Genomic DNA, 13,980 nt, shown 5'->3' on the forward strand with positions numbered 1-13,980 from the left:
ATAGTTTTCACACCAGTATTCTCTTTTATTTCAATCCTCAAAATTCATCTGTTAAAAGATTAGACATATTTTCTATAGCTATTTTGATAATTTCTTTAGAGTTTATACCTAATTTATTTAATTCTCTTATCTTATAATTACTTATTGCTCCCCTTTCAAGCATTCGATCCTTAGTTTCTTATAACCCTCTAGGTCATTGTCAATATTATTATATAAAAATTCTGAAAATTCATACACACTCCTAGCGGCTTAAGTACGTGTGATATAGTGCTTCTATATAAATCTTCCTTTATAAACCAATAATTGGATGGAACAACTAATTCTATTTAATTATTTTTTAAATATCTTACCACTATTAGACTCTACGTGTTGTCAAACATTCCAATCTCTTCAACAAGTAATGGAGGATTATGTGTAAAATTATAATTATGATCGTTATCAATGGAAACTCGAAAAATAGCTCCGATATAATACCGGAACTATTTTTTAAGTGCCTAATTTTTAAAGCTCTTTTTTAACTGTCCAGTTTATAAGGTACAGTTCTTTCTGTTTATAACTTTTTAAAATCATCTAAAAGCGAAAGCTTTGATTGCACCTTCTCCATATTTGTCATTCTTCCTTGCTCATTCATATCATAATTTAAAAATTTATCTGCATTTAAGTTAAAAATATTTTGTAACGCATCCTGCACTATAGAATTTACCTCTTCCCCCATCTCCATTAAATTTCTAAGTTTAGGATTTTTAACAGAACCATAATGAAATAGTTTAAAGATTGTTTCCTGCTGCAATTTAATTCTTTTCTCTAAATTTGCTATATATATTTCTTTCTCATTCATTATTTTTTTTAACTGATTCATTTCATCTCGCAATGTGTTTTTTTCCTTCTGAATTATATATAATTCCTTTTCATAAGGGAGAAGTTCTTGCTGTAACCGCTTCAAATTATTGGAATGCAACTTTATAATTTCCTCTATTCTAGGCAATTGTACTGTATTATACCTATTTTGTGCTAAGGATTTATGAACTATAGTATTATATTCCTCAATTAACTGAAACCCCCTTCTCTCGGTTCGAACCCAATAGTTATCTGATATCTCCTCATCAAGCCAAGTAATTTTTCCTTTTCTAAAAAGTTCTTTTGCATACTCACTCAATGTTCTTTTAGGAATCTCTGATCTTATTCCTTTATCTTTTGCAAACTTAAGAATAATTTCTTTAATTTTATCCTCTGGATATTCCTTCTTTTTTCTCCCAACCTTACTCATCTTCCAACCATCCTTCATATTTCTCTTTAAATTTATCAAGTGTTTCGATTAATGCGGTAAGTTTCTTTGATTGTATAGCTAAATTTTTCGTTAAATTCGGATTAATCTTACCTATTGTTTTGTTAACTAACTTTAAATGTAAATTAAATAAAGTTTTATATAAAGCCATTACCTCCTCACGACTTTCTAACATCCATTTCTCAATCTTTTCTCTCTTTTCTATAAACTCATCATATTCTATTCTCCAATATTCACATTGAAAACATTGCGTACGACAATCCTTAACTAGAGCCGTACAATTTCCAACATCCAGTTTATCCCACTGATCTTTAAAAGTTTTAGCTGGTGAAAAAATAAATTCCTCTCTAAACTTTTTCCCTATGTTTAGTGTACTTTTCGAAGAAGTCCCATTGGAATTATATCCTTTTAAAAATTCCCCAGTAAAACTAAACATTTTAATTAACTTAGATATACCTGAGTCTGTTAAAAAAAATTCATGCTGTTGATAATGTCGCTGGGCGTATACAGTGTCATGTCCCCCTAATCTTGCAATTTCCACTGGATGAAAGCCTTGTATCATTAATGATAAAAAGGCTATATGTCTTGTATCATTTGGCCTTAAACGACGCTCGAAATCAAAAACTATACCATTCTGTCTACTTCTTCTAATCTCATGTTCTGAGTCCTCTCCTAGTGCTCTAATGGTGAAATTATATGGTGAAGACGAAATGATATTATCATAAAAATCATTTAAAATTCTCTGAAAAGAATGACTCGTAAAAATATTAGGATTCCGTTTCGTTTTTGAATAATCTAACCTATTGGTCAATGATATTTCTTTATGAGCTCGATAAGACAATAATGTTTTAGAATATCCATATTGTTCAGTCAAATTTACATATTCTTTTATCATGTCATAAAATTCAAAAGATATTTCTATCCTCTCAAGCTCTCTTTCCTTACCTACATGTTTCTTATTTTTAATTCTAGACAAATAAAGATAGTACTTATCTCCCTCTGCTCTTATACATTCTCTTTTCAGAAGAAGAAATTCCCCAATTCTTATTGGAATAATCGTAGTTAAGTGCCACCAAATACGTATTGGATAAAAATAAATATACTTCCAATCTTTATGATCAGTCCTTGTAAAGAAATCATTTAAAATCCAAGCAAATTTAAGGCAATCCTTCACCGTAGGAATAGTCCTTGTTTTTGGCTTTGAAGCTGGAATAGTTGATATGAAATTCAAATATTCTGATACCCCATTAAAATTATCATAATAATTAAAGAAGTTTAGTAAAGCTGTGGCTAATATTGACTTCGTTCTCTCACCTTTTGACATAGTTCTTTCAATAAAATCTTCTAACAGGTGTATTTCGAAACATTTTGTGACTATTAGTTCATCAATTGTATAATTAAAATTTGCATGTACAGTACTAAAATGATATTGAACTAATAAACTAGCTACCCAACATTTCATTACTACTATTACTTTCTCTACTCGATCAAAATGCTCATCTTGCAATTCCTCTTCCAATCTATTGAATCTAAAATATAGCATACTATCTTTCTCTTCATCATATAGTTGCCATAAATTATTGTGAAAATTAAGTTTAGAAAACTCATTCATTTCTACCCTTTGTAAGTTTTCAATAGCAAGTTCTATACTTAAATCCAAATCAAACACATCATCATTTAGTTCTGAAATCTCAAAACTTTTTTTAAATCTAGCTACTTCTCCCATTTTTACACCTCTCTCTCTTCCGGAAGGTACCTAGTAAGAGAAGGTAATTTTAATAATATATTTTCAAATTTCTTCTGGCTCATGTTAAAAAATTCATAAATACAAGGGCCAAATTTTTTTTCAGCCTCCTTAAATAATTTTAAATCTTTTATAAATAGGATCGCATTTCTCTCATTATCTCCTTTATATTTAGCAAGGCCTTCACCTTCAACTAAAGTTACTATATGTTTAAGTATTCTTTCAGTAATTGCTGAAAGTGCATAAAAATTATATATTGCAAAAGGACAACCTATACAATTGTCTATATTGGGATACACACAATCTTCTGACGACAATAAACATTGAGTGTGCATTGTTTTAGAATGCATACCACCAATGTTTAACATATTATTTATTTTGTGGATATTATCTTCATCTAATCCGTAAATGAGATCTCTTACTATATCTTCTTTCTTTGACAAATATAATAAGGTATCTGCTAACCCTTCTAACTTTAAATCTTTTCCGATTTTTTCATATATTACATTAATTTGCTGGGTCCTCTCAGAAATATCTTGTGTTGATCCAAATAAAATATCTGCAAAACCATCTGCTATAAAACCAAAATAATCTCTAGAAAACATTTGTTTACTTAAAAAATCAATATCTAATTGACTCATGTGTATATAAATATTTGTAGTTTCAATCGATTTATGATTCCTAAGAAATTTTAATACTTCAAGTTCATGTGCGGAACCTTTATATTTATTAATTATATTAAAAGAAAATGTTATAAAAGTCCTATTCATTTTCAGTGATGAAAATTTAAGGTTCGCTTCTAAAAAATCACTAAAAAAACTATTATATGGATAACTAGTAACCACTCGATTCTTTGAACGAAAATCTATTAAAGATTCGCTCAAAGGATTTAGCTCACGGCTCCGTATTTCACATAACACTATTGCATAGGCAACTGGTAGTATTAGTTGTTCAGAGCAATAAAAATAACGTGTCGACCCAGTTTTTGAATGTTTCAAATTTTTGATTTGCAATTTCCTTACAATTGTTTTAGCATCCTCTATTGATATCTGGTTATTTTCGAGCCAATCTATGGTACCTACTATACTAGTTCCTTCAAAATTTATTCTTGGAATTTCTGTACAATCCCAATGTCTCCAAGCATTATTTAAGTGTATTAACATATACAGCCAAACCGAATCATACTGATTATAAAAATTTCTCCTTGGGTTATTAGTTACAGATTTATTGATAACTTCCTTCACGCTTCTAATTGCTCTCTCTTTATGAAAATCAAGGTTAGAAATATAATCAAAAAATTTTTTAAATTCTTCAGGTGAGTATATATCATTTGATCTCTTTTTCTTGCTACTTATCTTATATGGACTATTTATTTCGCTTAACCTAAAATTGTTATTTTTAAAAATCCCCTCCTCACTCTTATCTAATTCTTTCAAAAAAACATATATCGGTTTTTGTATATAGATACCAGTATTTTTATTAAAAAACATTAAATTTAGTTCTTTAGAAGAACACATAAAAATTTCTTTTTCGGTAAGTCGTTGACTCAAAAACTTAGTAGCTGAAAAATACTCTAGCACCCTTGCAGCTTTGGACGCATTATTTTGGCCAGAGTATAAAACTGATTTAGAATTTAAAAATTCAAACCATAGTAACTTTGTCTCCTTACATCGTTCAGAAAATTCAATCCCTTCAACACCTAATCTATATAATACATTGGCAGATAAACTCCTTTTATCTAAATAAAGATTTATTTTTTCACTTCTGCGATTGTATTCCTTAATAATATCTTTCTTTAAATATAAACATCTATTATAAAGATATCTTGAAATTCCCCTCACTAATAAGGGAACTTCAATTTTCTCTATCCCTTCCCTTATTGCATCTACATTCATTCCATATTCTTGAATTACTTCATGTCTTGTATAATATTCTGTTCTAAGTTTCTTATCCATTTTTTCTATTTGATTTTTTAGGACTATTACTTTATCTTTTGTAAAGAAAATATTCCTCCCAATCTTTTCCTGAATTTGTAATATCCCTTCATTTATAAACTTCTTATAGTTAAAACTATTTAAATTCAACATTTTACAAACATCTTCTTTAATTAGTAGACTCTCATCAGAAACATTTAGTCGTATCTTATCTCCAACTGTCTTCTCCCTATATTTCAAGAAAGATTCTATGTCTTTTTTATTATAAAATGTCATTTCTTTTCCTTGTAGGAACTTTATTTTCTCTATATTAAACTTATTTACTATATCATTTGCATAACTGTATCCTATAGATACCATTTTCAAAAATTTACTTGTAGGTACATACTTATGTAAAATATCAATTATCTCCCTTTTTCTGATAAATTGATTTACATTTTGATAATCTTTATCATTCAATGTTATTAACGGATATCTCAGTATTCTGATATGGATAATCCCTTTTTCAGCAAGTTTAATAAGATTTTTATAATATGCATTAGTCAATTTTTTCCCTTCTATCGTCTTCACACCCAAAAATCCCCATAATTGTCTTACAGTAAAATATTCATTACTAAATTTTCTTTCCCATTCTTCATGCTTTTTTATATCTTTTTCACATACAAAAATCTCGTCATCCTTATAATCAACTTTAATAATACCATTTTCCACTAAAAATTTTAGTCCATGTTTAGTAATTTTATAACTCAGCTGATTTAAATTTACAAATTTTTGATTCATTACTTCAATCCACTCCAATTATGTATATATCTATCGTAAATTTTTCTTGTATTAGATGAGCTTTTCAAAATATCTACATTTTCTTTATTTTCTCCATATACACTAGTAAGGATATTTACATGTTCTTTTATTCTGTTATAAGAGGTTCTCTTTTCAATATATTCTAGAGTTGCTGTTAATGTTTTATCTCCTCTTAAATTAGCAATTTTTTCAATACTAAGACCTATATCAATAAGGAAGTTTGTAAAAATCCCCCTGCCTATATGTGTAGACCAAGGTAAACTTGTTAAGAATTCTAAATCTTCATACCTTCGGTTTATTCTTAACTTTTCTAAAAATCTTTTTTTCACTCTATGAAATCTCTTAGCGTACCCAGCACCACTTAAAGGTAAGCCATTGTTTGAAATGAATAACGCCTTATTATTTTTATATTCCCATTCTTTTTCAAGTTTTTTTAAACGTTCCATATGATTATGATAAATCTCCCAAAGCCTCTGATCATTTAAAACAAAAACTTCTCTAGGACGTTTAACTTGAACATCATACTTAGAAGATAAATGTCCAAACAATTCTTCTTGATTATCTTGAATTATTAACCACATTCCATCGTTCCCTCTAAAACCCGTTTCATAAATAGAACTTTTTGTTAAGTTTACAACCTCTCCCAATCTCAATCCTGCAAGAATTTGAAAACAAACACCTAATGCTATATCGCTTGACTCTGCTTCCTCAATAAACTCATAAGCTAATCGATATCGATTAGGTCCAAAATCCTTAAGTCTTAATTTTTCGTTTATCCATTTTTTATTAGGGCGCTCAATATCAAAAACAGATTTACTAAATAATGAATATGGCACTCCTACTTTTTCACCATCTTTTCGATATATTACTTGGAAAATTTCATCAATTAATTCATTTTCTTTTAAATATATATAAAACTTTGTAAGTACACTCTCACAATAACTAGAATGTTTGAAACTAACTCCTTCATAAGTTAGCTGTGTAATAAAGTCTCCACCATGCTTAAGTTTTAATCCTCTTATTCCTTGATTTAATAATTCATTATAGCCTTTAGTATCATCTCCAATGCTTCTATAGATAAAATTAAGAAATTTACATATTACTCTTGCTGCTTTAAGTTGAGTATGATACCCTACTCCTCTATTCCTATATACTTTTCTTATAAAGTCTGTAATGGGATGTGGGATAACTAATTCATTCACCTTATTTTTTATACAAATCATTACAACTTCATCAGATTTTATGTCATTTGCTATTTTCCTCTGCAAAGATACACTTTTAGGCATCCAATGTAGGCTTTCATCTAAACTTTGCATGTTTATTATCCCTCCTAATATTTAATACACTGCTCACAATTACATTAAACCACGAAGAAAACAAACCTTTTAATTCTTTTTCCAGATTATCACAAACTAAATATCCATTCTATATCGTAAGATAGGATAATCTCTTCACTTTCTAATTTATATATATATAAAAACTACACACCTTATAATGCATAGTGTGTAGTTTCTTCCTATATATTTCTTAATTTCTGTGCTAATCACTCTCTATAAGCTATTATTTTTTTACTTCTACACAGTTATGTACAGAGAAGATTCATCATAAGTTATACCACCTCACATGTTTTTCTTCATTGTAAGGAGAAATGTTTGAATGGTAAAAAGCACAAAATGATATATCCGTAAGTAGAAAGTATTATTTTGGACCTTACAAAACAAAAAAAGAAACCATACATAGTTCAAACATGTATAGTTTCAAAATTTATTACACTTCAGTACAAGATATGTAATATCCTCCGCGAGCCATCTTTATTTCAGCACGGTACATTACATTTTCTAAGTAGAAAGTAATCGGTTTAACTTTACTCTCAAATTTTAGTCTTTCATTGCATTCAGTTGCATATCCTTCAATCGCTGAAGTAATAACTTTTGATGATGGATACGTTAAAGCTTCATCTAGTTCTATGAAAAAACTTTTAGAAAATAATTTTTTCATAATCCCCTTCTTCTCTTTCATCATATTCCATCTCCTTCACTTCAAGTTGCTATCATCCATATTATACCATACATTCAATATATCTTTGAAAATAAAAAAATCCTGCATTTTTCATGCAGGATTTTTTTATTAGTCATTTTTCGTAAAGTAAGAAACGAAACGAAGAATTTCTAAGTATAACCATACTAATGTAAGCATTAGTCCCATCGCAGTATACCACTCCATATATTTCGGAGCTTGACTACGTACACCATTTTCGATTAAATCGAAATCTAGTAATAAGTTTAATGCAGCAACTACAATAACAACTGCACTAATAATAATACCGATTGTACCACCTTGGTGAATGTATGGAACAGTTACACCAAACATATTTAGTAGGAATACGACTAAATACATAACCATAATTCCAAGTGTTGCTGCCATAACGCCTGTACGGAATTTATCCGTTACTTTTACTACGCGTGTTGCATATAACACTAACATTGCAAATAGAATTGAGATTGTTAGTAATACAGCATTTAAAACGATAGAATCGCCAAATTTCATTGTATAAACTGCTGAAATACTTCCTAACACAACCCCTTCTACCGCTGCATAGATTGGTGCACCAAAAGGTGAAATGCGCGGGAAGAACATAGACGCGAATGCGATGATTGCCGCAACGATTAAAGCACCAATTAATACTGGCATCTTCATCGTCCCCTGCATCATCTGTATGTATGAATAGACAGACGTTGCAAGTAGCAAGATAAGCATAATGAACGTTTTGCCTACTGTTCCGCCAATCGTCATCGCAGAAGCGCTTGCTCCCTCTTTACGGAATGCCTCTTTTTTCAACATTGGATTAGATGTTCTCATTTTTCCCCTCCTAAAATAGGTTCTACCAATAGTGTAAAGTTTTTCTCTTTACTTTTCAATATATGCAGCTTGTTTTTATTTTAATCCTTCAACGATGTCTGATAGTTCACTCCATCTTTCCATCTGTTTTTCTAGCTCTTCTTCTGTTTTCTGCTGTGCTTCAGATAATTCTTGTGCCTTTGTGAAGTCAGATCCAACTTTCGCAAGTTCTTCTCCAATTGACTCAATTTTTTCTTCAAGTTCGGCAATTGTATCTTCAATCGTTTCCCATTCACGCTGCTCATTATATGAAAGTTTACGTTTACGTTGTTGTTTTGGAGCTTCTTCTACTACTTTTTTCTCTTTTTGAACTTCCGCTTTCTCCATAAGTTCTCTCGTTTTTTCCATTTCTAAATAATCTGTATAACTACCTAGGAATTCACGCACTTCGCCTCCGCCAGTAAAGATGAACAGTTCATCTACTACTTTATCTAAGAAGTAACGGTCATGCGATACAGTTAAAACGACACCTGGGAAATCTTCTAAATAATCTTCTAGTACTGTTAATGTTTGTGTATCTAGATCATTCGTAGGTTCATCAAGTAAAAGTACGTTTGGTTCTCCCATTAAAATACGTAATAAATATAAACGTCTTCTTTCACCACCAGATAGTTTACCAAGCGGTGTACCATGTGAATGCGTCGGGAATAAGAAACGTTCTAACATTTGAGATGCACCAATTACTTTTCCATCTGTCGTATGAATAACTTCTGCAATCTCTTTAATGTATTCAATCATACGCTGATTTAAATTCATCTCTTCATTTTCTTGCGTATAATAAGCAACTTTTACAGTTTGCCCAACTTCAATTTCACCAATATCAGGAGATAACTTACCTGCAAGCATATTTAATAGCGAAGATTTCCCGCTTCCATTCGCTCCAATAATTCCGATGCGATCGCCTGGTTTCACAATATGATTAAAGTTGTTTAATACCGTTTTATCACCAAATTTTTTCGTTACATCTTTTAACTCAAGTACTTTTTTCCCAAGACGGCTACCGCTAAGTGCAATATCAACTGACTGTTTTGCAGCTGGTCCTTCTAGTTCCTTTAGCTCATCAAAACGCTGAATACGCGCCTTTTGTTTCGTAGAACGGGCTTTTGCACCACGACGAATCCAAGCAAGTTCACGACGATATAAATTTTGGCGTTTCGATTCTTGTACCAATTCTTGCTCTTCACGAAGTGCTTTCGCTTCTAAAAATGTACTATAGTTTCCTTCGTAGCTATATAATTTACCATTATCTAATTCAAAAATACGGTTCGTCACACGATCTAAGAAATAACGATCATGGGTTACAAGTAATACCGCACCTGTATATCTTGCTAAATATTCTTCTAACCATTCAACTGTCTCATGGTCAAGATGGTTCGTAGGCTCGTCTAAAATTAATAAATCAGGTGTTTCAATAAAACATTGTGCCATTGCGATACGTTTTTTCTGTCCACCAGATAAATTCCCAACAATTGCAGTGAAATCTGTAATTCCTAATTTCGTTAAAAGAGATTTCGCACTTGCATTTGCTTCCCATGCACTCATTGCATCCATACGTTGCTGCACTGCAAATAATTGTTCCTGTACTTTTTCATTACTTGGATCTTTTTCAATATTTAATAGTGCTTTTTCATAATCACGAAGAAGACGAATTAAAGGTGTATCACCATGGAACACTTGCTCTAATACTGTTAGTTTTTCATCAAACTCTGGTTGCTGTGATAAATAACTAATTGTATACCCACGTGAATACGTCATATCACCTGTATCAGGAGTTTCTAATCCTGCAATTATTTTTAATAATGTCGATTTACCAGTTCCGTTTACACCGATAATTCCGACACGTTGTCCTTCTGTAATACTACATGATAATCCATCAAATAACGGCTTTTCTCCATATGATTTTGATAAGTTCTCCACAGTTAACATTTTCATATTTGTGCATTCCACTCTTTCATAAATTGTTCAATAAACTGTTCCATATAACGATGACGAATTTCAGCCTCTTGTTTTGCTGCATTCGTATTCATTAAATCTTTTAATTTCAAAAGTTTTTCATAAAAATGATTTAAAGATGGATCATTATTTTTTCTATACTCTTCTTTCGTCATTTCTTCACGCGGCGGAATAGTTGGGTCATACATTAATCTCCCTTTCGCCCCGCCATATGCAAAGGTACGAGCTATTCCAATTGCTCCAAGGGCGTCTAAGCGATCCGCATCTTGAACAAGCTTCCCTTCAAGTGAATCCACTTTACCGCCATGGCCACCTTTATAAGACATATTGGCGATGATATGAAGAATATGTTTACTTTCCTTTTCTTCAACACGTAGCTCTTCTAACCAATCAGAAACTTTTTTCATTCCTGCTTCTTCACTTTCATTTAGCTTTTCATCTGCCACATCGTGAAGTAATGCTGCCATTTCAATTATAAAACGATTTCCACCTTCTTGCTCAGATAAAGAAATCGCCATTTTATGTACACGTTCAATATGATACCAATCATGCCCACTCGCATCTTTTTCTAAAATATGTTTTACAAAAGTAATTGTTTTTTGAATTTTTTCTTGTTTTGTCATTTTATCTTCACCCAGTTACTTATTGTAACACGCCCGCATTTTTTCATCACATATTTTCTTGTCCGCCCATACACTAGGTGGTAGGCATCATCATGAAGGAGGAATAAACATGTTCTATAATAATCAACCGCCTTATCCAAGGCAACCATTGTATCCTCAACAACAAGAACAGAGATACACAGAACAATACGAAGAACAAGAGTTACAACAGCAAGAACCACAATATGACGAAAACCCATATGCAACAACGCAAAATCAAGAAACTGAATTTCAACAAAATCCATATGAAACACGTCCAAATTATGAATATCCTCAAAATCCATATGTAATACCACAAAACCAAGAACAACAATATCAACAAAATCCATATGCAGCACCACAAAATCAAGAACAACAATATCAACAAAATCCATATGTAGCACCACAAAACCAAGAACAACAATATCAACAAAATCCATATGTAGCACCACAAAACCAAGAACAACAATATCAACAAAATCCATACACAACTCAACCACAACAACCGCAATACCAACAACAAATGTATCAACCAAACTACGACGTACGTGTCTCACCACCTAAACCACCAACAATAGATCCAACTCAACCACAAATCTTACCACCTGGACCAACACTAGACATTACACAACCACAAATCTTACCACCTGGACCAATTACTGAACCAACACAACAACAAATTCAACAAGTTGTCGGTACACAGTTTTTACCTTTCAAGAAACCCGTACTAGATTTCGTAAAACCATGGGTAGATTACGGTTTAAATGAAGCAAAACATACATCACATGAACACGCATTAACAGAAGTTGCTGCGATTATGTTTTTAGTTGGTAAAGGCTTCAATCCGACGATCGCACATTATATCGTTGAATCTTGGGAGAAGAATGAACAGTTTTAGAATTGTTTATTTGATAAAATATAAAAAACACAAAAGTGCCAAACCCCTTATACCACAAGGGTTTTGGCACTTTTTAATATCTAAAACAAATTTTATTGAAATAATTATTTTTATAGATTTTCATACTTTTTTATATAGTACGTGAACATATACAGTACAAAATTACACCTTTGTATACACATTTTTAGAAACATCTTACGTTTATCAAACAATAACCAAAAGACGTACCTGCAACCTCATCATATAAATAATAGATATTAAAAAGAGGACACTATAAGCGCCCTCTTCCTTAGGTTTTAAATATGTTCTCCATGATCCATAAACACTTCAATTGCTTCGTTTTGTGGTATGTCTTTTACATTAGTAAGACCAAAAGTAAAAACAGCGGATAACATCATCATTAATAAGATTGCTTTTTTCATTTTAGCGCCCTTCTTTCTATGCTCTTTTTGTCTGCATCTAAAGCGATGTGCAAATACTTGCTTGCTTTTCTGTGATTTTCTGAACCATAGAATCTTTCACCTAAAAGAGAAGCATATTCTTTTACCCAATCATATAATTCTTCTTTTTCAAAATACGAAATACCTTCTATAACCACATTTTCTAATTCTTCTTGCGGTACATAGTTATGTACTGCTTTTAAAATTCGGAAATGATGACGATAACATAAGTCGCTAATCTTATAGCCATTCTCAATATATTCATTAGCGATATGACTATAACCTAACTTAAAATGCTCTCTTGCTAAAAGAAACATAGTTTTAGCGTTATTTTCTAATGAATCCTCTAAGTGTTTAATTGCTAACTCTGGCATGTTTTGACTTGCGTATAAAAGTCCTAAATTATGCTTAACTCGTTTAATAAGAAGTTCATCATTAGATTTTTGGAAGGTACCTAGTGCTGAAAGTAAATATTCCTCTGCACTTTCGAATTCATTTAGTCGAATGTGTGCCATTCCTAAAGTATTTAAGCATGCTGCAGTTTTTAATTCATACCCTGGACTAATTGAAAATACTTCATTCGCCTTTGTAGCAAATTGAACTGCTAGGATCGGTTTTAATACGTGATAGTAATGGACTGCAAGCCAATAATTAAATTCTGCTTTTTCAATTTCATCATGCATGTATTCTAAAAACGTTTCAGCTTTTTCAAATTGCATTCTTGCTTCACTATGGTTTGCTTTATTAATAGCGTAAATTGCTTTAAATAAATGATGATAGTACTCTAAAAATGTTTCTGTAGACTCTGATAAAGGCTCGATTTTGTCCAGAATATCTTTTGTACTATCCATATCCCGAATTAGCAGTTTATATCGTGCATTCAATAAAGCGTAGTAGACTAATATTGTTTGGTCTTCCTTAATATTATTGATTTTATTTGCAATATCTTCTTTTATTTTCTGAGACTGTAATACACGTTGTGAAATCATAGCTTGATACCATTCGTTTAATAATTTTGTGATTTCTTCTTTAGAAATAATGTCAACACTCATCTACTTCTACCCCCTTTTGTTAAATGTTATCATGACATGCTTGTTTGCATAAATAAGTTTTTGAATATTCTAACTTGAAAAAATTATTTTTGAATATTCATGTTAACAAAATGGTCCCTTTTCAAACCTTAAAAAAGAACACATGTTTGTTTGTAGTGGAGTTAAAAAAACAAAAGTGAGGTATTACATCATGGGATATAACAGCTTTCCTGTAGTACGTGGAAGAGGTATGGTGTTAACAATAGTATAATATATGAGTAGAGATAACGTATACAACGATAGGTAGTTCTCTTTTTTTGTCTCTTTGTAGAAGCTATAATAATAGTAAAAAGAG

At 31.2% G+C, this 13,980-nt stretch carries 11 protein-coding genes; 1 reads left to right on the plus strand and 10 read right to left on the minus strand.

Annotation, left to right across the window (positions count from 1 at the left end; genetic code table 11):
• Nucleotides 1-550 precede the first annotated feature (550 nt).
• The 8 genes from QCI79_RS02030 to QCI79_RS02065 all read right to left on the minus strand — a co-directional run bounded on the left by QCI79_RS02030 (nt 551) and on the right by QCI79_RS02065 (nt 11,238).
• Nucleotides 551-1,267, minus strand: a complete 717-nt coding sequence (locus QCI79_RS02030) for a hypothetical protein (protein ID WP_021728389.1) — start codon at nt 1,265-1,267, stop codon at nt 551-553.
• Nucleotides 1,260-3,011, minus strand: a complete 1,752-nt coding sequence (locus QCI79_RS02035; RefSeq protein ID WP_021729424.1) for a phage integrase — start codon at nt 3,009-3,011, stop codon at nt 1,260-1,262. Before QCI79_RS02035 ends, QCI79_RS02030 begins: the two co-directional genes overlap by 8 nt.
• A gap of 2 nt (nt 3,012-3,013) precedes the next feature.
• Nucleotides 3,014-5,743 (minus strand): hypothetical protein, encoded by a 2,730-nt coding sequence (locus tag QCI79_RS02040; RefSeq protein ID WP_021728047.1) that lies wholly within the window; start codon nt 5,741-5,743, stop codon nt 3,014-3,016.
• The gene (locus tag QCI79_RS02045) at nt 5,743-7,080 is read right to left on the minus strand and encodes a hypothetical protein (RefSeq protein WP_021728046.1); all 1,338 of its coding nucleotides are present in this window, start codon (nt 7,078-7,080) and stop codon (nt 5,743-5,745) included. Before QCI79_RS02045 ends, QCI79_RS02040 begins: the two co-directional genes overlap by 1 nt.
• A gap of 451 nt (nt 7,081-7,531) precedes the next feature.
• Nucleotides 7,532-7,786, minus strand: coding sequence for a DUF4318 domain-containing protein (locus QCI79_RS02050; protein WP_000975140.1), 255 nt, complete (start codon nt 7,784-7,786; stop codon nt 7,532-7,534).
• A gap of 105 nt (nt 7,787-7,891) precedes the next feature.
• Nucleotides 7,892-8,623: a Bax inhibitor-1/YccA family protein gene (locus QCI79_RS02055; protein WP_001260655.1), complete on the minus strand. Its 732-nt coding sequence runs from the start codon at nt 8,621-8,623 to the stop codon at nt 7,892-7,894.
• 75 nt (nt 8,624-8,698) lie between these two features.
• On the minus strand, nt 8,699-10,594 hold the full coding sequence (locus QCI79_RS02060; RefSeq protein WP_021728045.1) for an ABC-F family ATP-binding cassette domain-containing protein: 1,896 nt from the start codon (nt 10,592-10,594) through the stop codon (nt 8,699-8,701).
• Nucleotides 10,591-11,238: an HD domain-containing protein gene (locus tag QCI79_RS02065; RefSeq protein ID WP_000165969.1), complete on the minus strand. Its 648-nt coding sequence runs from the start codon at nt 11,236-11,238 to the stop codon at nt 10,591-10,593. Before QCI79_RS02065 ends, QCI79_RS02060 begins: the two co-directional genes overlap by 4 nt.
• 109 nt (nt 11,239-11,347) lie before the next feature.
• Here QCI79_RS02065 and QCI79_RS02070 point away from each other — a divergent pair, with 109 nt between their 5' ends.
• Nucleotides 11,348-12,154 carry a hypothetical protein gene (locus QCI79_RS02070; RefSeq protein ID WP_021728044.1) on the plus strand — a complete coding sequence of 269 codons (807 nt, stop codon included), beginning with the start codon at nt 11,348-11,350 and terminating at the stop codon, nt 12,152-12,154.
• 296 nt (nt 12,155-12,450) lie between these two features.
• Here QCI79_RS02070 and QCI79_RS02075 read toward each other — a convergent pair whose 3' ends face one another.
• Both QCI79_RS02075 and QCI79_RS02080 read right to left on the minus strand, forming a co-directional pair.
• Nucleotides 12,451-12,576, minus strand: coding sequence for a hypothetical protein (locus QCI79_RS02075; protein WP_000709202.1), 126 nt, complete (start codon nt 12,574-12,576; stop codon nt 12,451-12,453).
• The gene (locus QCI79_RS02080) at nt 12,573-13,646 is read right to left on the minus strand and encodes a response regulator aspartate phosphatase (RefSeq protein WP_000109863.1); all 1,074 of its coding nucleotides are present in this window, start codon (nt 13,644-13,646) and stop codon (nt 12,573-12,575) included. Before QCI79_RS02080 ends, QCI79_RS02075 begins: the two co-directional genes overlap by 4 nt.
• Nucleotides 13,647-13,980 lie beyond the last annotated feature (334 nt).

Source organism: Bacillus cereus group sp. MG1, from assembly GCF_040460035.1.
GTDB classification, from domain to species: domain Bacteria; phylum Bacillota; class Bacilli; order Bacillales; family Bacillaceae_G; genus Bacillus_A; species Bacillus_A cereus.

Coding starts and splice junctions, on each gene's coding strand:
- QCI79_RS02080 (WP_000109863.1), bottom strand. CDS start 13,646: ATGAGTGTTGACATTATTTCTAAAGAAGAAATCACAAAATTATTAAAC.
- QCI79_RS02075 (WP_000709202.1), bottom strand. CDS start 12,576: ATGAAAAAAGCAATCTTATTAATGATGATGTTATCCGCTGTTTTTACT.
- QCI79_RS02045 (WP_021728046.1), bottom strand. CDS start 7,080: ATGCAAAGTTTAGATGAAAGCCTACATTGGATGCCTAAAAGTGTATCT.
- QCI79_RS02030 (WP_021728389.1), bottom strand. CDS start 1,267: ATGAGTAAGGTTGGGAGAAAAAAGAAGGAATATCCAGAGGATAAAATT.
- QCI79_RS02070 (WP_021728044.1), top strand. CDS start 11,348: ATGTTCTATAATAATCAACCGCCTTATCCAAGGCAACCATTGTATCCT.
- QCI79_RS02040 (WP_021728047.1), bottom strand. CDS start 5,743: ATGAATCAAAAATTTGTAAATTTAAATCAGCTGAGTTATAAAATTACT.
- QCI79_RS02050 (WP_000975140.1), bottom strand. CDS start 7,786: ATGATGAAAGAGAAGAAGGGGATTATGAAAAAATTATTTTCTAAAAGT.
- QCI79_RS02060 (WP_021728045.1), bottom strand. CDS start 10,594: ATGAAAATGTTAACTGTGGAGAACTTATCAAAATCATATGGAGAAAAG.
- QCI79_RS02035 (WP_021729424.1), bottom strand. CDS start 3,011: ATGGGAGAAGTAGCTAGATTTAAAAAAAGTTTTGAGATTTCAGAACTA.
- QCI79_RS02055 (WP_001260655.1), bottom strand. CDS start 8,623: ATGAGAACATCTAATCCAATGTTGAAAAAAGAGGCATTCCGTAAAGAG.
- QCI79_RS02065 (WP_000165969.1), bottom strand. CDS start 11,238: ATGACAAAACAAGAAAAAATTCAAAAAACAATTACTTTTGTAAAACAT.